This is a genomic window from Streptomyces sp. NBC_00414, from assembly GCF_036038375.1.
Classification (GTDB): Bacteria; Actinomycetota; Actinomycetes; order Streptomycetales; family Streptomycetaceae; genus Streptomyces.
This window is the reverse complement of record NZ_CP107935.1, coordinates 6,164,682-6,188,185: the sequence shown is the minus strand read 5'-3', so window position 1 is coordinate 6,188,185 and position 23,504 is coordinate 6,164,682. Positions and strand designations below refer to the sequence as shown.

General features: G+C 70.4%; 19 protein-coding genes. 12 read left to right on the top strand and 7 right to left on the bottom strand.

What is annotated here, in order from left to right; translation table 11 throughout:
* Nucleotides 1-108: 108 nt before the first annotated feature.
* Nucleotides 109-372 carry a WhiB family transcriptional regulator gene (locus tag OHS59_RS27040; protein ID WP_053723761.1) on the bottom strand — a complete coding sequence of 88 codons (264 nt, stop codon included), beginning with the start codon at nucleotides 370-372 and terminating at the stop codon, nucleotides 109-111.
* A gap of 731 nt (nucleotides 373-1,103) precedes the next feature.
* Here OHS59_RS27040 and OHS59_RS27035 point away from each other — a divergent pair.
* The 4 genes from OHS59_RS27035 to OHS59_RS27020 all read left to right on the top strand — a co-directional run bounded on the left by OHS59_RS27035 (nucleotide 1,104) and on the right by OHS59_RS27020 (nucleotide 5,111).
* Nucleotides 1,104-1,628 carry a cysteine dioxygenase gene (locus OHS59_RS27035; RefSeq protein WP_328495961.1) on the top strand — a complete coding sequence of 175 codons (525 nt, stop codon included), beginning with the start codon at nucleotides 1,104-1,106 and terminating at the stop codon, nucleotides 1,626-1,628.
* A gap of 42 nt (nucleotides 1,629-1,670) precedes the next feature.
* On the top strand, nucleotides 1,671-2,630 hold the full coding sequence (cofD, locus tag OHS59_RS27030) for a 2-phospho-L-lactate transferase (RefSeq protein ID WP_328495960.1): 960 nt from the start codon (nucleotides 1,671-1,673) through the stop codon (nucleotides 2,628-2,630).
* Nucleotides 2,631-2,644: 14 nt separating this feature from the next.
* Nucleotides 2,645-4,021: a coenzyme F420-0:L-glutamate ligase gene (locus OHS59_RS27025; RefSeq protein ID WP_328499374.1), complete on the top strand. Its 1,377-nt coding sequence runs from the start codon at nucleotides 2,645-2,647 to the stop codon at nucleotides 4,019-4,021.
* Between the two features lie 70 nt (nucleotides 4,022-4,091).
* A complete protein-coding gene (locus OHS59_RS27020) occupies nucleotides 4,092-5,111 on the top strand; it encodes a DNA-3-methyladenine glycosylase family protein (RefSeq protein ID WP_328495959.1) in 1,020 nt (339 codons plus the stop codon).
* A 121-nt stretch (nucleotides 5,112-5,232) separates the two neighbouring features.
* Here OHS59_RS27020 and OHS59_RS27015 read toward each other — a convergent pair whose 3' ends face one another.
* Nucleotides 5,233-6,315, bottom strand: a complete 1,083-nt coding sequence (locus OHS59_RS27015) for an NDP-sugar synthase (protein ID WP_328495958.1) — start codon at nucleotides 6,313-6,315, stop codon at nucleotides 5,233-5,235.
* Between the two features lie 165 nt (nucleotides 6,316-6,480).
* Nucleotides 6,481-7,968, bottom strand: a complete 1,488-nt coding sequence (locus OHS59_RS27010; RefSeq protein WP_328495957.1) for a peptidoglycan recognition protein family protein — start codon at nucleotides 7,966-7,968, stop codon at nucleotides 6,481-6,483.
* A gap of 110 nt (nucleotides 7,969-8,078) precedes the next feature.
* On the opposite strand from OHS59_RS27010, the gene OHS59_RS27005 reads away from it, so the two are divergent.
* The 4 genes from OHS59_RS27005 to OHS59_RS26990 all read left to right on the top strand — a co-directional run bounded on the left by OHS59_RS27005 (nucleotide 8,079) and on the right by OHS59_RS26990 (nucleotide 14,227).
* Nucleotides 8,079-8,834: a TIGR03089 family protein gene (locus OHS59_RS27005; protein ID WP_328495956.1), complete on the top strand. Its 756-nt coding sequence runs from the start codon at nucleotides 8,079-8,081 to the stop codon at nucleotides 8,832-8,834.
* Nucleotides 8,835-9,083: 249 nt separating this feature from the next.
* Nucleotides 9,084-10,430 carry an LCP family protein gene (locus OHS59_RS27000; protein WP_328495955.1) on the top strand — a complete coding sequence of 449 codons (1,347 nt, stop codon included), beginning with the start codon at nucleotides 9,084-9,086 and terminating at the stop codon, nucleotides 10,428-10,430.
* Nucleotides 10,431-10,690: 260 nt separating this feature from the next.
* The gene (locus OHS59_RS26995) at nucleotides 10,691-12,433 is read left to right on the top strand and encodes an LCP family protein (RefSeq protein WP_328495953.1); all 1,743 of its coding nucleotides are present in this window, start codon (nucleotides 10,691-10,693) and stop codon (nucleotides 12,431-12,433) included.
* Nucleotides 12,434-12,508: 75 nt separating this feature from the next.
* Entirely contained in the window at nucleotides 12,509-14,227 is a 1,719-nt protein-coding gene (locus OHS59_RS26990; RefSeq protein ID WP_328495952.1) for an LCP family protein, read from the top strand.
* Between the two features lie 87 nt (nucleotides 14,228-14,314).
* Here OHS59_RS26990 and OHS59_RS26985 read toward each other — a convergent pair whose 3' ends face one another.
* Entirely contained in the window at nucleotides 14,315-15,343 is a 1,029-nt protein-coding gene (locus tag OHS59_RS26985; protein ID WP_328495951.1) for a glycosyltransferase family 2 protein, read from the bottom strand.
* Nucleotides 15,344-15,470: 127 nt separating this feature from the next.
* On the opposite strand from OHS59_RS26985, the gene OHS59_RS26980 reads away from it, so the two are divergent.
* On the top strand, nucleotides 15,471-16,919 hold the full coding sequence (locus tag OHS59_RS26980; protein ID WP_443061506.1) for an LCP family protein: 1,449 nt from the start codon (nucleotides 15,471-15,473) through the stop codon (nucleotides 16,917-16,919).
* Nucleotides 16,920-17,050: 131 nt separating this feature from the next.
* Here OHS59_RS26980 and OHS59_RS26975 read toward each other — a convergent pair whose 3' ends face one another.
* Nucleotides 17,051-17,596: an acyl-CoA thioesterase gene (locus OHS59_RS26975; protein WP_328495949.1), complete on the bottom strand. Its 546-nt coding sequence runs from the start codon at nucleotides 17,594-17,596 to the stop codon at nucleotides 17,051-17,053.
* A 119-nt stretch (nucleotides 17,597-17,715) separates the two neighbouring features.
* Between OHS59_RS26975 and OHS59_RS26970 the strand changes: the two genes are divergently transcribed.
* Complete coding sequence (locus OHS59_RS26970; RefSeq protein WP_328495948.1) at nucleotides 17,716-18,987, top strand: LCP family protein; 1,272 nt, start codon at nucleotides 17,716-17,718, stop codon at nucleotides 18,985-18,987.
* Nucleotides 18,988-19,072: 85 nt separating this feature from the next.
* Here OHS59_RS26970 and OHS59_RS26965 read toward each other — a convergent pair whose 3' ends face one another.
* Complete coding sequence (locus tag OHS59_RS26965; protein WP_328495947.1) at nucleotides 19,073-20,230, bottom strand: acyl-CoA dehydrogenase; 1,158 nt, start codon at nucleotides 20,228-20,230, stop codon at nucleotides 19,073-19,075.
* 236 nt (nucleotides 20,231-20,466) lie between these two features.
* Here OHS59_RS26965 and OHS59_RS26960 point away from each other — a divergent pair, with 236 nt between their 5' ends.
* Nucleotides 20,467-21,810 (top strand): UDP-glucose dehydrogenase family protein, encoded by a 1,344-nt coding sequence (locus OHS59_RS26960; RefSeq protein WP_328495946.1) that lies wholly within the window; start codon nucleotides 20,467-20,469, stop codon nucleotides 21,808-21,810.
* A 36-nt stretch (nucleotides 21,811-21,846) separates the two neighbouring features.
* Nucleotides 21,847-22,209, top strand: coding sequence for a VOC family protein (locus OHS59_RS26955; RefSeq protein ID WP_328495945.1), 363 nt, complete (start codon nucleotides 21,847-21,849; stop codon nucleotides 22,207-22,209).
* Nucleotides 22,210-22,233: 24 nt separating this feature from the next.
* On the opposite strand, the gene OHS59_RS26950 is transcribed toward OHS59_RS26955, so the two are convergent.
* Nucleotides 22,234-23,373 (bottom strand): dipeptidase, encoded by a 1,140-nt coding sequence (locus tag OHS59_RS26950; RefSeq protein WP_328495944.1) that lies wholly within the window; start codon nucleotides 23,371-23,373, stop codon nucleotides 22,234-22,236.
* Nucleotides 23,374-23,504 lie beyond the last annotated feature (131 nt).

Below are 23,504 nucleotides of genomic sequence, written 5' to 3'. Positions count from 1 at the left end.
ACCTGCGCCGGGCCGTGCGTTACGTATCAGTACGTAGTGGTGTGCGCCGTTCGATCGGAACGCGAACGAAGAACGACCGGATGCGATCAGGTCGCTATCGAGCCACGATCAGACGGCTGCCTTCTTCAGACGACGCCGCTCGCGCTCGGACAGTCCGCCCCAGATTCCGAAGCGTTCGTCGTTGGCGAGTGCGTATTCGAGGCATTCGGAGCGGACCTCACAGGCGAGGCAGACCTTCTTGGCCTCGCGGGTGGAGCCGCCCTTCTCGGGGAAAAAGGACTCGGGGTCCGTCTGCGCGCAGAGCGCCCGCTCCTGCCAGCCGAGCTCCTCTTCGGCCTCGTCGACCAGCAGTTCCTGAAACAGCTCGGTCATGTGCGCCCCTCGTCCGTCTCGCGTCCCCGTGATGCTGCCGCTACCGATTTCGGCTGAACGACACGAGTGAAATTACAAGTGCGCCGATCCGGGCCAGTCAAGCCGAGATCTGCTATTGGGCCCCTTATTCACTCTGCGGAACCAAGGCTTTGCGGAAAGTGTTCAAATCGGTATAAACCCTGACAGCCGAAAGAGAGCCAGTGAGGCGTCGACTCCGCACAGGACTTGTACAGAGGAAGACGCCCGGGAGTTCGATCTCGTTCCGACACGATCGACGAAGCGAACCGGATCACATATGGATCACCGGGATCGCACAAGGACCAGGGGGTCGCGCCGAGGCTCGTGCGCCCGGTTGTGCGCCATGTGTCCCGACAACCTCGTGCACAAACCTTTCACCTATGAGGTGGCCCGGAAGAGGTGAAAGATCTCCCACATATCGGACGTCAAGTTGACAGTGCGGGTGTGAACCGGTGTGCTGGTGGGCATGCTCGCGAACTTGGCACTCACCTCGACCCGCACCGCCGGGTCCCTCGGTGCTGTCCACGCTCGCTGTAGCTGTTGCTGTCGCAGCTGTTGAGCTCACCGCGCTCCCGCTGCCGCCGAGTCCACTGAGACCGGCCGCTGGTCCCTCCGCCCGTACCAGGGCACACCTCACGCCCGTGATCCGGGCGGCCGGTACGTGACATCCCAGACCTCCAGCACTCTCTCCGCCGAGGAAACCACCGCACTCCATGAACAGCGACAGCGACCTCCAGATCGCCGGCGACATCCTCGAAGTACTGCACCTGCTCCAGCCGCCGCGCGAACATCCGGCCACCGTGTCCGAGTTCGTCGGCCTCGCCCGCTCCATCGCCGCCGACCGCTCCCAGTGGGAGCACCTCGTCCGCTACGACGCGGCCTCCCGCTGGTACCACCGGCTGCGCACCGGCCCCGGCTACGAGGTGTGGCTGCTGTCCTGGGTCCCCGGACAGGGCAGCGGGCTGCACGACCACGGCCCCTCCTCCGGCGTGCTCACCGTCCTGGAGGGCGCGCTGACCGAGCGCACCGAGCGGGGCACGCGGGCGCTCGGCACGGGCGCGCAGCGGGTGTTCGCGCCCGGCTACGCGCACGAGGTCGTCAACGACTCGCTCGAACCGGCCATAAGCCTGCACGTCTACCACCCCGGGTTGACGGAGATGCCGATGCTCCCCCAGTCGCAACTCCGTTCGGCCGGGGAGACCCCCAACGCCCGGTGCTCGGTGGCCGAGGTCTCGTAACCGGCTGACGCGTTGTCGTACCCGCCTGCGAGACTGCATGCCATGCGCATTGTGGTTCTGGCAGGCGGCATCGGCGGTGCCCGGTTCCTGCGTGGTCTCCAGCAGGCCGCGCCGGACGCGGAGATCACCGTCATCGGCAACACCGGGGACGACATCCACCTCTTCGGGCTGAAGGTCTGCCCGGACCTCGACACGGTGATGTACACGCTCGGTGGCGGTATCAACGAGGAACAGGGCTGGGGACGGGCCGACGAGACGTTCCACCTCAAGGAGGAGCTGGCGGCCTACGGCGCCGGTCCCTCCTGGTTCGGACTGGGCGACCGGGACTTCGCGACGCACATCGTGCGTACGCAGATGCTGAGCGCCGGATATCCGCTCAGCGCCGTCACCGAGGCACTGTGCGACCGGTGGAAGCCCGGTGTCCGGCTGATCCCCATGTCCGACGACCGCGTCGAGACGCATGTGGCCGTCGAGATCGACGGCGAGCGCAAGGCCGTCCACTTCCAGGAGTACTGGGTGCGGCTGCGGGCCTCCGTCGACGCGCACGCGGTGGTGCCCGTGGGAGCCGACCAGGCCAAGCCGGCGCCCGGCGTGCTGGAGGCCATCGCCTCCGCGGACGTCATCCTCTTCCCGCCGTCCAACCCCGTCGTGTCCATCGGCACGATCCTCGCCGTACCGGGCATCCGGGAGGCGATCGCCGAGGCCGGGGTGCCGGTGGTCGGCCTCTCCCCCATCGTCGGGGACGCGCCCGTGCGCGGCATGGCCGACAAGGTCCTCGCGGCGGTCGGCGTCGAGTCCACCGCGGCGGCGGTCGCCGAGCACTACGGCTCGGGGCTCCTCGACGGATGGCTGGTCGACACGGTGGACGCCGCCGTCGTCGAGCGCGTCACCGAGGCGGGCATCCGCTGCCGGGCCGTCCCGCTGATGATGACCGACCTCGGCACGACGGCCGAGATGGCCCGCGAGGCGCTGACGCTGGCCGAGGAGGTGCGGGGCGCTTGAGCGACGGCGACGAGATGTCCGGGGGTACGGGGGCGCCGGTGAGCGGGATCCCGACGGACGCGCCGGGCTACCGGGTGTGGGCGCTCCCAGGACTGCCCGAGGTACGGCCCGGGGACGACCTCGCCAAGCTGATCGCCAGCGCGGTCGCCGGTGCCGGTACCACTGCCGGGCCGGGGCTCGTGGACGGGGACGTGCTGCTGGTCACCTCGAAGATCGTGTCCAAGGCCGAGGGCCGGGTCGTCGAGGCGATGGACCGGGAGGCCGCCATCGACGCGGAGACCGTGCGGGTCGTGGCCCGGCGCGGACCGCTGCGGATCGTGGAGAACCGGCAGGGGCTCGTGATGGCCGCCGCCGGGGTCGACGCCTCGAACACCCCCGCCGGGACCGTGCTGCTGCTGCCCGAGGACCCCGACGCCTCGGCCCGGACGATCCGGGACGGCCTGCGGGACACCCTCGGCGTCGAGGTGGGCGTCCTCGTCACGGACACGTTCGGCCGGCCCTGGCGGACCGGCCTCACCGATGTCGCCATCGGGGCCGCCGGCGTGCGCGTGCTCGACGATCTGCGGGGCGGCACGGACGCGCACGGGAATCCGCTGGGCGCCACCGTCGTCGCCACCGCCGACGAGCTGGCCGCCGCCGGGGACCTGGTCAAGGGCAAGGCCGCCGGGCTGCCCGTCGCCGTGGTGCGCGGACTGTCGAGCGTGGTGCGGACGCCGGGCACCGACGACGAGGACGAAGGGACCAGGGGTATGGTCCGTGGCTCGCGCGACGACATGTTCCGGCTCGGCACCTCCGAGGCCGTACGGGAGGCCGTCACCCAGCGCCGTACCGTACGGGCCTTCACCGACGAGCCCGTCGACCCCGGTGCCGTACGGCGGGCGGTGGCCGCGGCGGTGACCGCGCCGGCCCCCCATCACACGACGCCGTGGCGATTCGTCCTCCTGGAGAGCGCCGAGTCGCGTACACGCCTGCTGGACGCCATGCGGGACGCCTGGATCGCCGATCTGGAGCGGGACGGGAAGAGCACGGAGTCCATCGCCAGGCGGGTGCGCCGCGGGGACGTGCTGCGCAAGGCTCCGTACCTGGTCGTGCCGTGTCTCGTCATGGACGGGTCCCACACGTACGGCGACGCCCGGCGGGACGGGGCCGAACGCGAGATGTTCGTGGTCGCGACCGGCGCCGGTGTGCAGAACTTCCTGGTCGCGCTCGCCGGGGAGCGGCTCGGGTCCGCGTGGGTCTCGTCGACGATGTTCTGCCGCGAGGTCGTGAGGGATGTGCTCGGTCTGCCGGCGGGCTGGGATCCCATGGGGGCCGTCGCCGTCGGGCACGCGGCCGAGGAGCCGAAGGCTCGGGCCGAGCGGGATGCGGGGGCTTTCATCGAGGTTCGATGACAGAGTCCTTTTCACCGCCGGCGTCATCAGACGTCATCAGACATCGCCAGACACCTCCAGGAACTCATCCGTGGCCGGACGCTTCGAACAGCGGCCCACGCGTACGACCGTGCGCGGGGGACATGTCGTCGTGCCCGAGCCACGGTCGGCGGCGACCGGTGTCGGCGGGAGCGGCAGTGCCGGCGGGCGGACCCGGAGCTGGGTGCCGCCCTGGCCGCTCGATCTGGGGCTCGTGCTCGGGCCGCTGCGGCGCGGCCCCGCCGATCCCACCTTCCGTGCCACTCCGGACGGATCCGTGTGGCGGGCCAGCCTCACGCCTGTCGGACCCGGGACGCTGCGGGTGTCCGCGCGCGGGGGTGTGGTGCGGGGCGAGGCGTGGGGGCCCGGGGCCGAGTGGCTGCTCGACCGGCTTCCCCTGCTGCTCGGGGAGTCCGACGACCCCGACGCCTTCGAGCCCCGGCACCGGCTCGTCGCGATGACCCGGCATCGGCGGCCCGGGCTGCGGCTGACGCGTACCGGGCTGGTCCTGGAGTCGTTGATCCCGTCCGTTCTGGAGCAGAAGGTCACCACCGACGAGGCGTACCGGGCCTGGCGGCTGCTCGTGCGGAAGTACGGCGTGCCCGCGCCCGGGCCCGTGGAGGGCCGCATGTTCGTCATGCCGGAGCCGCGGGTCTGGTCGCTGATCCCCTCGTGGGAGTGGCATCGGGCCGGGGTCGACAACAAGCGGGCGTCGACAATCCTGCGGGCCGTTCGGGTGGCCCGGCGGATGGAGGAGGCCGTGGCGCTCGATCCGGTCGCCGCGCGGGAGCGGCTCGAAGTGGTGTCCGGGGTGGGGCCCTGGACCTCGGCGGAGGTCGTGCAGCGGAGTCATGGGGCGGCCGACGCGGTCACTGTCGGGGATCTTCATCTGCCCGGGATCGTGGGGTACGCGCTGGCCGGGGACCGGGATGCGGACGACTCCGTCATGTTGGCGTTGTTGGAGCCCTATGCGGGGCAGCGGCATCGGGCTGCTCGGCTGATTCTGCTGAGCGGGCGTACGCCTGCTCGGCGGCATCCGAAGATGCCTCGCGGGGATATCGGGCTGCTGTGAGGTGGGCGGGAGTTCTTCGCCCCCGCCGCCCCTACCCTCCCCGTCACTGCATGAGGGCTTCGCCCCCTCGCCCCCTTTTGCGCAGTTCCCCGCGCCCCTGAGGGGCTCGGTCGGCGACGCGCTACTGGTCCGAGGAGAAGCGGAGGGACGCTCCCGGGATGCGGGCGTCGCACCAGACTCGTACGCCCGCCCGGAGTTCGTTGTCCGGGCCCACGACCGCTCCGTCGCCGACCACCGCCCCCGTGAGGACCGAGCGGGCGCCCACCCGGGCGCGGGCGCCGACCAGGGAGTCCGTGATGACCGCGCCCGGCTCGACGACGGCGTCCGCCAGGATCGTGCTGCCGGAGATGCGGGCCCCCTCGCCCACGCTCGCGCCGCTGCCGACGACCGTGCCGCCGGTCAGTTTGGCGTCGGGGGCGACCGAGGCCGTCGGCAGGACCAGGCGGTCGCCGCAGCGGCCCGGGACGGCCGGCGACGGCGCCCTGCCGAGAACCAGGTCGGCGGAGCCGCGTACGAAGGCCTGGGGAGTGCCCAGGTCCAGCCAGTACGTGGAGTCGACCATGCCCTGGAGGTGGGCGCCGGAGGCCAGGAGGTCCGGGAACGTCTCCCGTTCGACCGAGACGGGGCGGCCCGCGGGGATCGAGTCGATGACCGACCGGCGGAAGACGTACGCGCCCGCGTTGATCTGGTCGGTGACGATCTCCTCGGGAGTCTGGGGCTTCTCCAGGAACGCCTGCACGCGGCCCGAGGCGTCCGTCGGGACCAGGCCGTACGCCCTCGGATCCGTCACACGTGTCAGGTGCAGCGAGACGTCCGCGCCCGAGGACCGGTGGGTCGCGACCAGGGCCGGGATGTCCAGGCCGGTCAGGATGTCTCCGTTGAAGATCAGGACGGGGTCGTCGGGGGCCGATCTCAGGCGGGAGGCCACGTTGCGGATGGCGCCCCCGGTGCCGAGGGGTTCGTCCTCGGTGACGTACTCGATATGGAGCCCCAGCGACGAGCCGTCGCCGAAGTAGGGCTCGAAGACCTCGGCCAGGTAGGACGTGGCGAGCACTATGTGCTCGACCCCCGCCGCTCTCGCCCGTGCCAGCTGGTGCGTGAGGAACGGTACCCCGGCCGCCGGAACCATCGGCTTCGGCGTGTGCACCGTGAGGGGGCGCAACCGTGTGCCCTTGCCGCCGACCAGGAGGATCGCTTCTGTCACCTGTCGTCTCTGCTTCCTGCTGGGGCCGGTCGAACGCTATTTCGACCGGCCAGTGTATGCAGACCGTTTCGATGGCTGTGGGGCGCCTCTGGGAGGTGGCCGTGGGGAGCCGCCGGGCTCGGGCGACCCGGCTTGCCGGGCCTCACCGTTCCCGCCGACCGGACGTCATCGTCCCTGGTAGCGGGCCGAAGTGGCACGGGCCTTGCCGAGCTTCGCGTACAGCCGGCCGCCCGGGCATTCGGTGGCGAATCCGTCCCGGTGACCGGAGATTACATTGAGTCGTACGTTCTTTCCTTTTCGGTACAGATTTCCGCCTCCCGACTTGAGGTAGGTCTTGCCGCGCGGGTTCGCTCCGTAGAGGCCGAGCTTCCATGCCGTGAGCTTCGCGACGGCCTTCACCGACGCGGCGGGCGGGTTCGCGGCGCCGAAACTTCCGAGGACGGCGATCCCCATGCTCTTGCTGTTGAAACCGAGAGTGTGCGCGCCCATGACCGGCTTGGCCACGCCACCGGCCCGCCCCTCGTAGATGTTTCCGCACTTGTCGACGAGGAAGTTGTAGCCGATGTCGCGCCAGCCACTGCTCTTCACGTGGTAGCGGTAGATACTGCGGATGACTGAAGGGGCTTGCGCACAGCGGTAGTTGTTGCCCGAGGCGCTGTGGTGGACGAAGACGGCCTTCACCGTCTTCGTGTAGCTGAAGTTCCGCTCCCGCAGCCCCTCGTCGGCGCCCCAGCCCCGGCGGGTGACGATGCGCGGCCGGGCGCCGATGTACGGCTTCGCGCGCTGCTCCGCCGTCGTACCGGCCGCGTTCGTCGTATCAGCTGCGTCCGTCTCCTCGCCACGGGTCGCGAGCAGGTCGGCCCGGGTCTCCTTCTCGCTCAGGGCCGGGATCTCGGTGGCGCCGATGGGCGCCAGCTCGGCGTTGACGGCGGAGGCCGCCGCCGCGGACTCTGCGGTCAGGGCACCCAGGAGCGAGGCGTTCTGTTCGGGGCCCTGGGGCGGGGGCTCGGCGCCGGGGTCGACCAGTTCGACGTGCAGGCCCTTGGGGAGGGGCTCGGCGGTGACGGCTCTCCCGTCGGCGCCCGTCCGGCCGTCCGCCTCCCCCTGGACCCTGACCTCCACACCGTCCGAGTCGCCCACCCACAGGGGTGCCGTGGAGCCCCGCACACGGTCCGAGGCGCGTTCCGCGGTGTCCGGGTCGGCCGCGTGCTCGTGGTTGTGGGTGTCCACGTCCTGCCAGGCGGACCACTTCGTGGTGCCGGTCGCGCGGGTACGCACCTGGACCCGGCCGTGGAGTTCGCTGTCCGGGTCGTCCCAGACGACGCCCACGAGGGAGAAGTGCCGCACGTCCCGGCGGGCCAGGCCCTGGGCCGGGGCGGACGCGGGCGGCAGGGCGCGGTCCCCCGAGGACGAGGAGGACGAGGGGGAGGGCGGGGTGCGGGAGGTGCCAATGGTGAGGGGGGTGAGCGGGAGGGACTGGGTGCTGCCGGGGATCGATTCGGCGGTGGTCGATCCGCCGACGGTCCGGCTCTCGGTCGGCGAAGGTGTGGCCCCGGCGTCCGAGGACAGGGCCAGCGGGAGGGCCAGGGCGGCCGCACAGGTGACGGCGATCGAGGAAGCAAGATGTCCGCGCATGCCCCTGATCCTGGACATAGTCGGACTTATCTGTCCATCCGGGATATGACGGTCCGTCGGCCGCACTCCGCCGATCCGGTGGCCCTCCCTCCCCCGCCCGGGCAGCTGCCCGCGTACGCTTGCGTCCCGTGACCGCCATCGACCGCACCCCTGCCGACCTGCTGCGATCCGCGCTCGCCGCGGATCCCGGGCGCCCCCTCGTGACCTTCTACGACGACGCCACCGGCGAACGTGTCGAACTGTCCGTGGCCACCTTCGCCAATTGGGTGGCCAAGACCGCCAATCTGCTCCAGGGCGAACTGGGCGCCGAGCCCGGCGAGCGGGTCGCGCTGCTGCTGCCCGCGCACTGGCAGACGGCGGTGTGGCTGCTCGCGTGTTCCTCCGTGGGCGTGGTGGCGGAGATCGGGGGCGACGCGGGCGGGGCCGATCATGTGGTCGCCGGGCCCGGGCAGTTCGAAGCCGGGCTCGCCTGTTCCGGGGAGCGGGTGGCGCTGTCGCTCGCGCCGCTGGGGCGTCGCTTCGCGCAGGCGCCTGCCGGGTACGCCGACTACGCGGTGGAGGTGCCGGGGCAGGGGGACGTCTTCCGGCCGTACGGGCCTGTGGACCCGGAGTCGGCGGCGCTCGTCGTCGCCGGGGCGGAGCTTTCGGGGGCGGAGGTCGTCGAGCGGGCTCGGGCCGACGCGGGGGCGCTCGCGCTGGCGGGGCCCGGGGCTCGGTTGTTGTCCGCGCTGTCCTACGACACGTGGGACGGGGTCAGTGCCGGGCTCTACGCTCCGCTGGCCTCCGGGGGGTCCGTGGTGCTGTGCCGGAACCTTGATCAGCTCGGGGAGGATGCGCTCGCGAAGCGCATCGAGAGCGAGCGGGTCACGTCCACGGCCCGCTAGGGCGTCTCCCTCGCCCCCGCCGCCCCTGCCCTCCCCCCATCGTCACCGACCTGGGGCTGCACCCCTGGACCCCCTGTCGCGCTGCGCGTTCGTCCTCAAACGCCGGACGGGCTGAAAGAAGGGGACTGCGCGGGTGGGAGGGCCGCCGGCTTCGGGGCATCCCCCGTTCGGCCCACCTCCCGGCGCCCCCCACCCCTACCCGGGTCATGGTCGTAAGGGCAGGGTCGGGCGGCGGCAGGAGGGGTGAGCGTGGCGAGTGACACCGGTGGGACGCGTGGCGAAGGAGCGGTCGGACCCGGTGCGGGCTCCGTCGCCACCGGAACCGGTGTCGCACGGCGTCGCAGACGGTGGCTGCGGTGGACGGGGATCGGTGTCGCCGTGACCCTCGTGGGCGCCGCGGGAGCCGGGTGGGCGGTGTACGAGAAGCTGAACGCCAACATCACCTCGGACGACGACACGGCCGCCGAACTCGCCCGGTACGAGAAGGAACGGCCCACCGCGCTGGTGCGCGCCGCGCAGAACATCCTGCTGATCGGGTCGGACTCCCGGTCCGGGCGGGGGAACCGCAAGTACGGCAGGGACTCAGGCACCGAGCGTTCCGACACCACGATCCTGCTGCACCTCGCGTCGAACCGGCGCAGTGCGACCGCCGTCTCGCTCCCCCGCGACCTCATGGTCGACATACCGAGCTGCCGGGGACCGGACGGCGCCCGCGCCGCCCCCGTGTTCTCGATGTTCAACTACGCCTTCCAGAGCGGCGGTCCGGCCTGCACGATCCGCACGGTCGAGAAGCTGACCGGCATCCGCGTGGACCATCACATGGTGGTGGACTTCCACGGGTTCAAGGACATGGTCGAGGCGGTCGACGGCGTCGAGGTGTGCCTGAAGGAGCCGATCGACGACCCGGCGGCGAAACTGCGGCTGCCCGCGGGCAAGGTGAAGCTCGACGGTGAACAGGCCCTCGGTTATGTGCGCGCCCGCAAGACCATCGGCGACGGCAGCGACACCGACCGGATGGACCGCCAGCAGCGTTTCCTGGGCGCACTCGTCAACAAGGTGCGCAGCAACGACGTACTGCTGAATCCCGCGAAGCTCTATCCCGTACTGGACGCGGCGACGTCGTCCCTCACCACCGATCCCGGGCTGGCCAACCTGCGCGGCCTGTACGACCTGGTGCGCGGTATGCGCAACATCCCCACCGAACGGGTGCAATTCCTGACGGTGCCGAGGGAGTCGTACGCCTACAACGCCAATCGCGACCAGCTCGTGGAACCCGAGGCGGAGAAACTCTTCGAACGGCTGCGCAGGGACGCGCCGTTGGAGGTCGCGAAGGAACTTACGGAGGATTCCGGCGCGAAGAGGAGCACCCCGGAGCCGGTCGACGACCCCGACAGGCGCGGCTATTCGTACGACTTCGAGCGCTATCGACCGGATGGCGTGAGCGAGGAGGGTGCGGGGGGACTCGGGCGGCGTGAAGTCGACTCGGGCGCAGAGGACGGCAAATCGGGCGGAAAGCGGGCCGACGAACCCTCGTCCACACCGAGTCCCGCGCCGACTTTCCGGGGAAACACGGCCGCCGAGGACGTCTGCGGTTAAGGCCCGAACAGGCCTCCGAGTAAAGGGCAAACCAAGAGCGGGAACGTACGTTCAAAGAATTGGGCGGATTGCCCGGTTGTAGGGACGTGGAATTCGTCACCGTCGTCGCTTCACGCTGATCCGGCCGGATAGTGTGAGCGATCCGGTGCACCCGGCCACGAGGTCTGTCCTGGGGTCGCGCACTGGTTGGACCGACTGACCGAGCGTCTTTTTGAGGGGGAAAAGACGCCGCGTGGCCCCGACGGAGGACTCAAGCAACCGTGGACGCGCAAGGCCGTGGGCGGGCGGACGATATCGACCCCGCAGACCAGTGGGTACTGAACCCGAACACAGGCGACTACGAACTGCGACTGCAGGATTCCGCACCGCAGTCAGCGGTCCCGGGTCCCCGTTCCCGCAGAACGGCGGGCGCCGCGGCGCCCCCGCGCGGGCGCACCGCTCCAGGGCGGGAGCGCAAGGGGACACCCGAGGAGGCGCCGGAACCCGGCGTGCCCGGACCGCGCAGACGTCGTACGCCCGAGGCTCCGGCGCCGGGCCGGCGCAAGGGCCGGCCCAAGAAGTCGCGGGGCAGGAAAATACTGCTCTGGACCGGCGGCACGATGGCCTTCCTGCTCGTCGGGACGAGTACGGCCGGGTACCTCTACTGGAAGCATCTGAACGGCAACATCACGTCCGTCTCCGACGACGGCGCGGGTACCGGCGGCTTCAGCAAGGACCGGGCGATCAACGTCCTGCTGGTGGGCACGGACAAGCGCACCGGTGACGGGAACGCCGGCTACGGCGACTCGGACAGTCCCGGGCACGCCGACACCACGGTGTTGCTGCATGTGTCCAAGGACCGTACGAACGCCACCGCGATGAGCATCCCGCGTGACCTGATCACCGACATCCCGGACTGCCCCACGACCCAGGAGGACGGCTCCACCAAGGTCATCCCGGGCACGCTGAACACGCGCTTCAACCAGAGTCTGGGCCAGGAGGGCCGTACGCCGAGCTGCACGATGCGGACCGTCACCGCGCTCACCGGCGTCAAGATGGACCACTTCATGATCGCAGACTTCAACGCGGTCAAGACACTGACCACCGCGGTCGACGGCGTCGACGTGTGTCTGGCCAAGGACATCGACGACCCGGACTCCAAGCTCAAGCTGTCCAAGGGCGAGCACAGCATCCAGGGCGAGGAGGCGCTCGCCTTCGTCCGCACCCGCCACTCGGTGGGCTTCGGCGGCGACCTCAGCCGGATCGAGATCCAGCAGCAGTTCCTCAGCTCCCTGATGCGCAAGCTGAAGTCGAACGACACGCTCACCAGCCCCACCAAGCTGCTGAAGCTGGCGGAGGCGGGCACGAAGGCGCTGACCGTCGACTCGAAGATCAGCAGCATCACCAAGCTCCGTGACCTGGGCACCGAGCTGGGCAAGTTCCCCACCAAGAACCTGTCCTTCACCACCGTGCCGGTGGCCGACAACCCCGCCGAGAAGGTCAAGGCGACGGTCGTCCTCCAGGAGGCCAAGGCCAAGGAGATGTTCGCCCTGATCAAGGACGACGTCTCGCTCACCGCGGTCAAGCAGGAGAAGAAGAAGGAGAAGGCCGCCGAGGCCGCCCGCCTCAAGGGCAGCAAGGCCGACCCCGCCGATGTCCGCGTGCGAGTGCTCAACGGCGGCGCGGTCGCCGGGTCCGCGCAGGAGACCCTCAACTGGCTGCAGCTCGAAGAGGGCGTGACGAAGTCCGAGAACGCGGGCAACGCCGGGGCGACTCTGAAGAAGACGACCGTCGAGTACGCTCCCGACCAGGCCGATCAAGCACGCAGGCTCGCCGACCTCATGGGCCTGTCCGGGTCGGCCATGAAACCGGGCAAGAGCGTGACCAACTCCCAGGGTCTTCCTGCGATCACGCTGACCCTCGGTGAGGACTTCAAGGGGGCCGGGGTCTCTCTGACCACTCCGTCGACGGCGCCGGAGGACGTCGAGAAGTCCACGGCGGACAAGGTCGAGTGCGCCAAGTGACCTAACAGGTCCGTCCTACGTCTAACAGGACGTAGGACGGACCTGTGTCAGGCGCAGGGTGGGGAGGCAGGGGACATGACGCAGAGCAGTGTGCGTGGGGAGGGGGCTCGCCCACGCGCCTCGCACGCGGGGGAACGAAGCCGTGGTGACGGCTCCTCGCAGGCGGGGGAAGAGAGCGGGAGCGACTCCCCGCGCGTGCCGCGGGCGCGGACCGCGTCGAGCGGGAACGGCGGCGACGACGGGGACGGTGGCAGACGGGCGAGACGCCGGGGCGGCAAACCCCGGCGCGTACTCCGGTGGTTCGCGCTGGTCCTGGCGGTACTGATACTCGGGACGGCCGGCGCCGGATACCTCTACTACCGCCATCTGAACGGCAACATAGCCAAGGGCAAGCGCAACAACGGCGAGTCCGACGTCAAGAAGACGGAGCCCAACGCGGCCGGTCAGACGCCGCTGAACATCCTGTTGCTCGGCTCCGACAGCCGCAACTCGAAAGAGAACGTGAAGCTCGGCGGCAGCAAGGACCAGGTCGGCACCAAGCCGCTGGCCGACGTTCAGATGCTGGTGCATGTCTCCGCGGACCGCAAGAGCGCCTCCGTCGTGAGCATTCCGCGGGACACCCGGGTGAAGATCCCCGAGTGCGAGGACCCCGAGACCGGGGAGAAGTACCCGGAGACCACCAACATCATCAACATGTCGCTGCAACGCGGCGGGGCCGGCTGCACGTTGGCCACCTGGCAGAACCTCACCGGTGTCTACATCGACCACTGGATGATGGTCGACTTCGGCGGCGTGGTGAAGATGGCGGACGCCATCGGCGGCGTCGAGGTCTGTGTGCGGCAGAACGTGTGGGACCGCTCGCTGCCGGGCGTCTCCGGCGGTTCCGGACTGAAGCTGAAGGCGGGCAGCCACAAGATCAAGGGGAAGCAGGCCCTGCAGTGGCTGCGCACCCGGCACGCCTTCGAGAGCGACCTGGGCCGTGCCAAGGCCCAGCACATGTACATGAACTCGATGATCCGCACGCTGAAGGGCCAGAACGCCTTCACCGACAGCGGCAGGCTGATGGGGCTGGCCGAGGCGGCCACCGACTCCCTGGAGGTCTCCGAGGAGATCGGCACGGTCAAGAAGCTGTACGACCTGGGGATGAAGCTCAAGTCCGTGCCGATGGACCGGTTCACGATGACGACCATGCCCACCCTGACGGACCCGCAGAACCCGAACCACCTGATCCCCAGGCCGACGGACGCGGACAAGGTGTGGTCGATGATCCGCAACGACGTGTCCTTCGACAAGGGCGGCAAGAACGGCAAGGGCAAGAACGGTTCGGCGTCCGCGAGCCCGACGCCGAGCGGCCCGGCCGCCGCGCCCGCCGAAGGACTGGCGGTCACGGTCGTCAACGGCACGGCGGGCGACGACAGCCAACTGGCGCCGGTGGGCAGCCGGGCCTCGGCGATCGCGGGCACCCTGCAGGGCAAGGGGTTCGCCAAGGCCACCGCGAGCGCGCAGGCCGATCCCAGTTCGCGGACGCAGGTGACGTATCCGAAGGGGTCGGGAGCGCAGGGCAGGGCGAACGCGCTGTCCGTGGCCGAGGCCGTCGGCGTGCCGAGCGGTCAGGTGCGTGCCACGGCCGACGCCGTCACCACCACGCTGACCATCGGCAGCGACTGGCGGGAGGGCACGGCCTATCCGAAGCAGGACACTCCGGAGGCAGGTGACCTGCCCGCGAGCGCGGACGCCCTCAGCGGCTCCAAGAAGGACGCCTGCATGCCGGTGTACAAGCCGTACCAGTACTGAGCCCGGCACCGAACCGGCGAGGGGCCGGAACCACTGTCACGACGACAGAGCGGTTCCGGCCCCTCGGTGTTCCGGCGCGGGCGGCGCTCAGGTCTCGGTCAGGACCGCCGGGCGGCGGGACGCGATGACCTTCCTGGCCAGTGACTTCGGGCTGGTGAGGAAGCCCCAGCCCCACGACATGTGCATGGTCGCCAGCGCCACCGGGATCCGCAGCCGCGCCCTGAGAGGCAGCCCCTTGCCCGCGGGCAGCGAGCCCACCGTGATCGCGGCGAGGTAGCCGAGGGGGACCAGGAAGCCCCAGGGGGTCACCGCCGCGCCCACCACGAGACCGAGGATGATCGCGACGACCGCCGTCGGCGGCGCCAGGTAGCGCAGGTTGATGGAACCGGAGTGGTAGCGCGCCACGACATGGCGCCAACGGCCGTAGTCCTTGTACTGCTTGGCCAGGGCCTGCATCGAGGGGCGCGGACGGTACGAGACCCGCAGCTCGGGCGAGAACCAGATGAGGCCGCCCGCCTCCCTGATCCGGAAGTTCAGCTCCCAGTCCTGGGCGCGGATGAACTCCTCGTTGTAGCCGCCCTGTTGCTCCAGCGCCGCACGCCGGAAGACGCCCAGGTAGACCGTCTCTGCCGGACCCGCCTCACCGCCCGTGTGGAAGGCCGCGTTGCCCACGCCGATCTTCGACGTCATGGCGGCGGCGACCGCGTGCTCCCAGTCGTTCTCGCCCTCGGCGTGCATGATGCCGCCGACGTTCTGCGCGCCGGTCTCCTCCAGGAGCCGCACGGCGGTCGCGATGTAGTTCGGCGAGAGCATGCCGTGCCCGTCGACGCGTACGACGATCGGGTGGCGGGACGCCTTGATCGCGGCGTTCAGCGCGGCGGGGGTGCGGCCGGTCGGGTTCGGGACCGTGTGCACCCGGGGGTCCTCGCGGACGAGTTCGGCCGCGATCTCCTCCGTACGGTCCGACGAGGGACCGATGGCGATCACGACCTCCATCTCGCCCGCGTACTCCTGGGCGAGGATCGCTTGGACGGCCCCGCGCAGATGCCGTTCCTCATTGAGGACGGGCATGATCACGGACACGGGGGGAAGCTGCACGGCGGATTCGGCGTTCATCGCGGATTACGTTACCGCGAACGGGGGACACCGACGCGCGCCGCCCGGCCCCTGCACCGGGCAGCAGATCGTATGGGCCTACGGTGCTCACGGACCCCCACACCCGGCCTACGCGGAGGTGTCCGCTTTGCCCACCCCGCCCAGCTCTCCCGCTCCTCCCCCACGACAGCGCCCGGTGCGGCCTCCCGTACCGCGCAGCCGGCCGCAGTGGGCCACGCGGGTGGCGACCACGCTGTCCGTGGCGGTGCTCGCGGCGGCCGGCGTCGGACACGCGGTGGTCACCGGGCTCGACTCCGACATCAACCGGATCGACCCCTTCAAGGACATGAAGAACCGGCCCGCCCGCGGCCACGGCATGAACGTGCTCCTGGTCGGCACCGACGGACGGGACCGGATCACACCGGCGGAGAAGGAGAAGTACCGGCTCGGCGGCGCGCCCTGCCACTGCACGGACACGGTCATGATCGTGCACCTCTCCGAGGACCGGCGGCGGGCCAGTGTGGTGAGCCTGCCGCGCGACTCGTACGCCGAGACGCCGCCGCACGTCGACCGGACCACCGGCGACCGGCACAAGGCGCATCCGGTGAAGCTGAACGCCGCGTACGCGGAGGGCGGGCCGCAGTTGACCGTGCGCACCGTCGAGAACATGACGCACGTGAAGATCGACCACTATCTGGAGGTCGACTTCATCAGCTTCATGAAGACCGTGGACGTGCTCGGCGGGGTGCGGATCTGCACGGTCCGGCCGCTGAAGGACCCGAACACCGGTCTCGACCTCGCGACCGGGACGCACGATCTGAACGGCGGGCAGGCGCTGCAGTACGTGCGGTCGCGGCACGTCGACGGGGCCGCGGACCTCGGCCGGATGCAGCGTCAGCAGCGGTTCCTGGCGGCGCTGATCGCCCGGGCCACGTCGTCCGGGGTGCTGCTCAACCCGATCAGGTTCCGCGACGTGACGCGGTCCGTGCTCGGCTCGGTGCGCGCGGACAAGGGCTTCGGGACGAACGAGCTGATCGACCTGGGGCGGGCGATGCGGGCCTTCTCGCCGTCGTCGTCGGAGTTCACGACGGTCCCGATCGGGAAGATGGGGTACGACGTGAAGGGCATCGGCTCGACGCTGAAGTGGGACGGGAAGAAGGCGGGGCGGCTCTTCAAGACCCTGCGCGACGACAAGCCGCTCGCTCCGCACCGGGTGCGCTCCAAGGTGCTGAGCGTCGATGTGGCGCCGCAGCAGATCCGGGTGCAGGTCGAGAACGGGACGATGACCTCGGGGCTGGGGCGGCGGGTGGACAGTGGGCTGGCCGCTACCGGGTTCCGGACCACTCGGGCGCCGGTGAACGCGCAGGACCGGACGCTTCGGCGGACTGTCGTGCGGTACGACCCTCGGTGGGACCGGTCGGCGAAGTCGCTCGCGGCTGCCCTGCCGGGGAGTGAGCTGCATGCCGTGACCGGGCAGGGGCCGCTGATGAAGGTGGTCGCGGGGGCGGACTTCAAGGAGGTGCGCAAGGTCCGGGCTGACGATCCCTCGCAGGGAGAGTTCGACGCGGTCACCGGCGACCAGGTGATCTGCCCGTAGCCCACCCATCCGCCTGCGGCCGGCCACCGAATCATTGGTAGCGACACCCGGTGCGGCCCGGTGGGGGCCGTTCGCGCCGTTCCCCGCGCCCCTAAAAGACTGCCCCGCCGAGCCGCAGGCGGGAGGGGTGGCTAGTCCAGGCCCTCCGCCGCGCGGCGTTCGCGGAGGTCCAGGATCGCCCGGCGGCGAGCCAACCGGTGCCGGCGCCGGATCTGCGCCTCCTGGTACCGCCGCTCGTCCCGCTCGGTCTCCGCCACCACAGGAGGCACCCGCCGAGGCTTCCCGTCGGCGTCGACCGCCGCGAAGACGAGATACGCGGACCCCACCTGCTGGGGCGGCGTCGACTCGTTCCAGCGCTCGGCGAGGACCCGGACGCCGACCTCCATCGAGGTACGCCCGGTCCAGTTGACCTGTGCCTTCACATGGACGAGGTCACCTACGCGTACCGGTTCCAGGAACGCCATCTCGTCCATGGAGGCCGTGACGGCGGGCCCTCCGGAGTGCCGCCCGGCCACCGCACCGGCCGCGTCGTCGACCAGCTTCATGATCACCCCACCGTGCACCGTTCCCAGAAGGTTGGTGTCACCGTGGGTCATGATGTGGCTGAGGGTGGTCCGGGACGCCGATGTCGGCTTGCCCGGAATATCGTCTTCCGGCGCGTGGGCCTGGTCTGTCATGCCGTCCACCCTATGCCGGGGCGCGCAAGGGTCGCTTTGCATCAGCTTGGCAACAGCCCTGATCCGATTTTCCGAAGACTCTTGTATGGCACATGGTCGGGCACTGCACACTGGGTCGCATGAACGATTGGCCCCAGGGATGGTCCGGAAACAACGGCGGCGACCGCCATGGCAGCGGCAGCGCGAGCGCCCAGCCCGAGGGCGCCCGCGTGATGCGGCAGGTGCAGCGCGGCCAGGGCGGCGCCCCGCGCTCCTCGGCGCCTCCCCACGGGGTCCCGCCGCAGCAGTCGTACACCGACGGTCACGGTGACAACGGCTACGACGGATACAACACGGGGCAGGTCTACGGGGGCGGCGGCGGTTCGCAGGGCCCCGGGCCCGACGGCCGGCCCGGCCGCCCCGCGCCGAACTGGCGGTGGCGGATCAAGTGGATCTCGATCACCGTGGTCACGCTGCTCGTCGTGGTGAGTGTGGGCACGTACTTCTGGGCCGACTCCAAGCTCAACCGGGACGTCGACCTGTCGAAGGTCATCGACCGTCCCGACGCGGGCGAGGGCACGAACTACCTGATCGTCGGCTCCGACAGCCGCGAGGGCATGTCCGCCGAGGAGAAGAAGAAGCTCCACACGGGCTCCGCCGACGGCAAGCGCACGGACTCGATGATGATCCTGCACGTCGGTGACAACGGGAACACGATGGTCTCGCTGCCCCGCGACTCGAACGTGACGATCCCCACCTTCGTGGGCTCCGAGTCGGGCAAGACCTTCCAGGGCTCCGGCCGTCAGGTGAAGCTGAACGCGGCGTACGCGGAGGACGGCCCCGAGCTGCTCGTGCGCACCGTCGAGTCCAACACCGGACTGCGTATCGACCACTACGCGGAGATCGGCTTCGCCGGCTTCGCCAAGATCGTCGACTCCGTCGGCGGCGTGGAGATCGAGATCCCCAAGGGCGGCATGAAGGACACCAAGTCCGGCGCCGACTTCGAGGCGGGCAAGCAGACCCTCAACGGCGAGCAGTCCCTGGCCTTCGTCCGCACCCGGTACGCGCTCGCGGGCAGCGACCTGGACCGAACGAAGAACCAGCAGAAGTTCCTCTCGGCGCTCGCCAACCAGACGGCGACCCCCTCGACGGTCCTCAACCCCTTCAAGCTCTACCCGACCCTCAGCTCCGGCCTCGACACCCTCACCGTCGACAAGGACATGTCGCTGTGGGACCTCGGCTCGATGTTCCTGGCCATGAAGGGCGTCACCAGCGGCGACGGCAAGTCCATGAACATGCCGATCTCGGGCAACACCGCCAACGGCAACCTCCAGTGGGACACCGCCAAGGTCAAGCAGTTGGTGGAGCAGCTGAAGAACGACGAGAAGGTCACGGTGACGAGCGACCGGTAGGCCGCGCGGCACACGCAGTACGGGCGAGGGCCCCGGCAGCCAGGTGGCTGCCGGGCCCTCGCCCGTTTCGGGGGCGCCGCGGGACCTACGGGAGGTTGCGGGCCATCACGATCCGCTGGACCTGGTTCGTGCCCTCGTAGATCTGCGTGATCTTGGCGTCGCGCATCATGCGCTCGACCGGGTAGTCACGGGTGTAGCCGTAGCCGCCGAGGAGCTGGACGGCGTCCGTGGTGACCTCCATGGCGACGTCGGAGGCGAAGCACTTGGCCGCCGCGCCCTGGAAGGTGAGGTCCTTGTCACCGCGCTCGGACTTCGCCGCCGCCGCGTACGTGAGCTGGCGGGCGGCCTCGATCTTCATGGCCATGTCGGCGAGCATGAACTGGATGCCCTGGAAGTCGCCGATCGGCTTGCCGAACTGCTTGCGCTCCTGGACGTAACCCTTGGCGTAGTCGAGGGCGCCCTGGGCGATGCCGAGCGCCTGCGCGGCGATCGTGATGCGGGTGTGGTCTAGGGTCTTCATCGCGGTGGCGAAGCCCGTGCCCTCCTCGCCGATCATGCGGTCGGCCGGGATGCGAACGTTGTCGAGGTACACCTCGCGGGTCGGGCTGCCCTTGATGCCGAGCTTGCGCTCCGGGGCACCGAAGGAGACACCCTCGTCGGACTTCTCGACGACGAAGGCCGAGATGCCCTTCGAGCGCTTGGTGGGGTCGGTCACGGCCATCACCGTGTAGTACTCGGACTCGCCGGCGTTGGTGATCCAGCGCTTCACGCCGTTCAGGACGTAGAAGTCGCCGTCCCGGACCGCCCTCGTCTTCATACCGGCCGCGTCCGAGCCCGCGTCCGGCTCGGAGAGGGCGTACGAGAACATCGCGTCGCCCTTGGCGAGCGGCGTCATGTACTTCTTCTTCAGGTCCTCGGAGCCCGAGAGGATGACGGGCAGCGAGCCGAGCTTGTTCACCGCGGGGATCAGGGACGAGGACGCGCAGACCCGCGCCACCTCCTCGATCACGATGACCGTGGCGAGCGCGTCCGCGCCGGTGCCGCCGTACGACTCCGGTACGTGCACGGCGTGCAGGTCGGCGGCGACCAGGGCGTCCAGGGCCTCACGGGGGAAGCGGGCCTCCTCGTCCACCGCCGCGGCGTGCGGCGCGATCTTCGCCTCGGCCAGGGAGCGGATCGCGTCCCGGAGCATGTCGTGCTCCTCGGACAGGCGGTACAAGTCGAAATCAGCCGATCCGGCCAAGGTGTCTCACGCTCCAAAGATGCAGTGACGCTGACGCTAACTACCGTTAAGTAACTCGTTGCGCAGACCAAATTTTAGGGGGCCGGACATGCCAGTGATACGTGAGTTTGGCGACAGGCGGTGACGGGAGGGGGATCCTGCCCGGTGAGGCGTTCGAACAAGCCCCGACTATGCTCGGTCGGCGCACGCGCTGTGCGGGTGCGCCGCACACCTGACGGCTACCTCCTGGAGCATCCATGGCCCTCAAGATCACCGTGATCGGCACCGGCTATCTCGGCGCGACGCACGCCGCCGCGATGGCCGAGCTCGGTTTCGAGGTGCTGGGCCTGGACGTGGTGCCCGAGAAGATCGAGATGCTCCAGCGGGGCGAGGTCCCGATGTACGAGCCCGGTCTTGAGGAGCTGCTGCGCAAGCACGTGGCCGGCATCGAGGGGTCCAGCGGGCGGCTGCGGTTCACGATGGACATCGCCGAGGTCGCGGAGTTCGGCGACGTCCACTTCGTCTGTGTGAACACCCCGCAGAAGCACGGCGAGTACGCCTGCGACATGTCGTACGTCGACGCCGCATTCGCCTCGCTCGCCCCGCACCTCACCGGGCCCGCCCTGGTCGTCGGCAAGTCCACCGTGCCCGTCGGGTCGGCGGACCGGCTGGCCCGCACGCTCACCGAGCTGTCCCCCGCGGGCGACGAGGTCGAGCTGGCCTGGAACCCGGAGTTCCTGCGCGAGGGCTTCGCCGTCCAGGACACCCTGCACCCCGACCGGATCGTCGCCGGCATCCGCAGCGAGCGCGCCGAGAAGCTGCTGCGCGAGGTGTACGCGACGCCGTTGTCCGAGGGCACTCCCTTCGTGGTGACCGACTTCCCGACCGCCGAGCTGGTGAAGACCGCCGCGAACTCCTTCCTCGCCACCAAGATCTCGTTCATCAACGCGATGGCCGAGGTCTGCGAGGCCGGCGGCGGCGACGTCGTGAAGCTCGCCGAGGCGATCGGGCACGACGACCGCATCGGGAAGAAGTTCCTGCGCGCGGGCATCGGCTTCGGCGGCGGCTGCCTGCCCAAGGACATCCGCGCGTTCATGGCCCGCGCGGGCGAGCTGGGCGCCGACCAGGCGCTCACCTTCCTGCGCGAGATCGACTCCATCAACATGCGGCGCCGCGGCCAGATGGTGGAGATGACGCGGGAGGCGCTCGGCGGCAGCTCGTTCCTCGGCAAGCGGATCGCGGTGCTCGGCGCGACCTTCAAGCCGGACTCGGACGACGTCCGGGACTCCCCGGCGCTGAACGTCGCGGGCCAGATCCACCTCCAGGGCGGCCAGGTCACGGTCTACGACCCCAAGGGCATGGACAACGCGCGCCGCCTCTTCCCGACCCTCGGTTACGCGGAGACGGCCGTGGACGCCGTCCGCGGGGCGCACGCCGTCCTGCACCTCACCGAGTGGCGCGAGTTCCGCGAGCTGGACCCGGCCGCGCTCGGCGAGGTCGCCACCGACCGGGTGGTGCTGGACGGCCGCAACGCGCTCGACCCGGCCGTGTGGCGGGCCGCGGGCTGGACGTACCGGGCGATGGGCCGCCCGACGGCCTGAGCCGCACGCCCCCCACAGCGATCCGAGGAGAAGACCATGGCTCTCGCCAAGCTGGGATCCGTCGTCCTGGACTGCCCCGACCCGCACGTGCTCGCCGCGTTCTACGCCGGGATCCTCGGCGGCACGACCGAGGACAACGGCGACTGGATCGATCTGCGGCTGCCGGAGGGCGGCGGGACCCTGGCGTTCCAGGCCGCCCCCGGGCACGTACCGCCGAAGTGGCCCTCGCCGGAGTTCTCGCAGCAGTTCCATCTGGACCTGACGGTCGAGGACCTGGACGCGGCGGAGAAGGAGGTCCTGGCGCTGGGCGCGAAGGTGCTCGACGCGGCGGACCGCACGCGCACCTGGCGGACCTACGCGGACCCGGCCGGCCACCCGTTCTGCCTCTGCGCCTGCTGAGCCACTGGGCCTGCCGAGCCCGGGCTAGCCGTCGAGTTCGGCGATCTTCGCCATGGACGGCTCGCGGCGCTGCCGGGCGGCGCGGGAGGTGAAGTCCGCGCTGCGCAGGACGCGTTGGACGTTGCCCCAGGTGAGCAGGGCCAGGTCGGTCTCGGACCAGCCGCGGCCGAGGAGCTCGGCGATCAGCCGCGGATAGCCCGAGGCGTCGGACAGGTCCTGCGGGTGCGCGGCCCCGGAGTCGTACGTCCCCGAGAGGCCGACGCACTCGGGTCCGGCCAGCTCCCGTACGTGGTCGAGGTGGTCGGCGACGTCCCGGACCGTGGGGCCCGTCTGCTCGGCGGTCAGCGGGACCAGGCACAGGCCCTTGGTGACGCCGAGTTCGACGAGCACGTCGTCGGGGAGGTTCGCCGGGTGCGGGCGCAGGGCGCGGGCGGCGGAGCGGGTGCACATCACCGGGGCCTTGGAGATGGTGAGGGCGCGGCGGACGGTCGCGTCCGAGGCTCCGGAGAGATCGGGGAGCACGCCGAGGCGGTTCATCTCGCGGACGACCTCCTCGCCGAACCGGGTCAGTCCGTTCTCGCCCGCCCAGGACGCGCCGGAGAGAGTCAGGACGCGCAGGCCGAGGGCGTGCAGCGCGCGCAGGATGCCGAGCGAGTCGTCCAGCGCGGCGGCGCCCGCCGGGCCGAGCAGCACGGCGACCCGGCCGCAGTTCCTGGCGTCGGTGGCCTGGGCCGCGCTCTCCGCCATCCGCAGGCCCTCCGGATGGGCCGCGACCACGGTCTTCACGAGATCGAGCTGCTCCAGCGTCGCGCCCACGGCCCGTTCACCCACGAGGCCGCCGGGCAGGTGCAGCGACCAGAACAGCGCTCCCACGTGTCCTTCGCGCAGCCGGGGCACATCCGTGTCGACGGCGCTCTCGCCGAGTTCGAGGTCGAACCAGGAGAGGTGCCGCAGGGCCCAGGGCAGACCGCTGTAGCCGTCCGCGACGGGGTGGGCGGCGAGGAGGGTGTGGGCACGGGCCAGGGGGTCGGCGCCGGCCTCGGTGACGGCCCCGGCCACGGCCTCGGCGGTGTGCGGCTCGAACCCGCCCAGTCGCCCGGGATGGTCCAGGTCCAGTTCCCCGACCTCTGCGGTGGTGTGCAGTTCGTCCTGCAGATCAGCCATACGAGGCTCCGGGGTCCGGTGGTACCAACAGGTGGCTCCACCGTGCCACGGGCCCGGGCCACCTTCACGGCGGAAGAGCCGTTCGGGCGACGCGCCGGTGTTCCCGCGTCCCCGAGGAGAAGGCCGCTTTG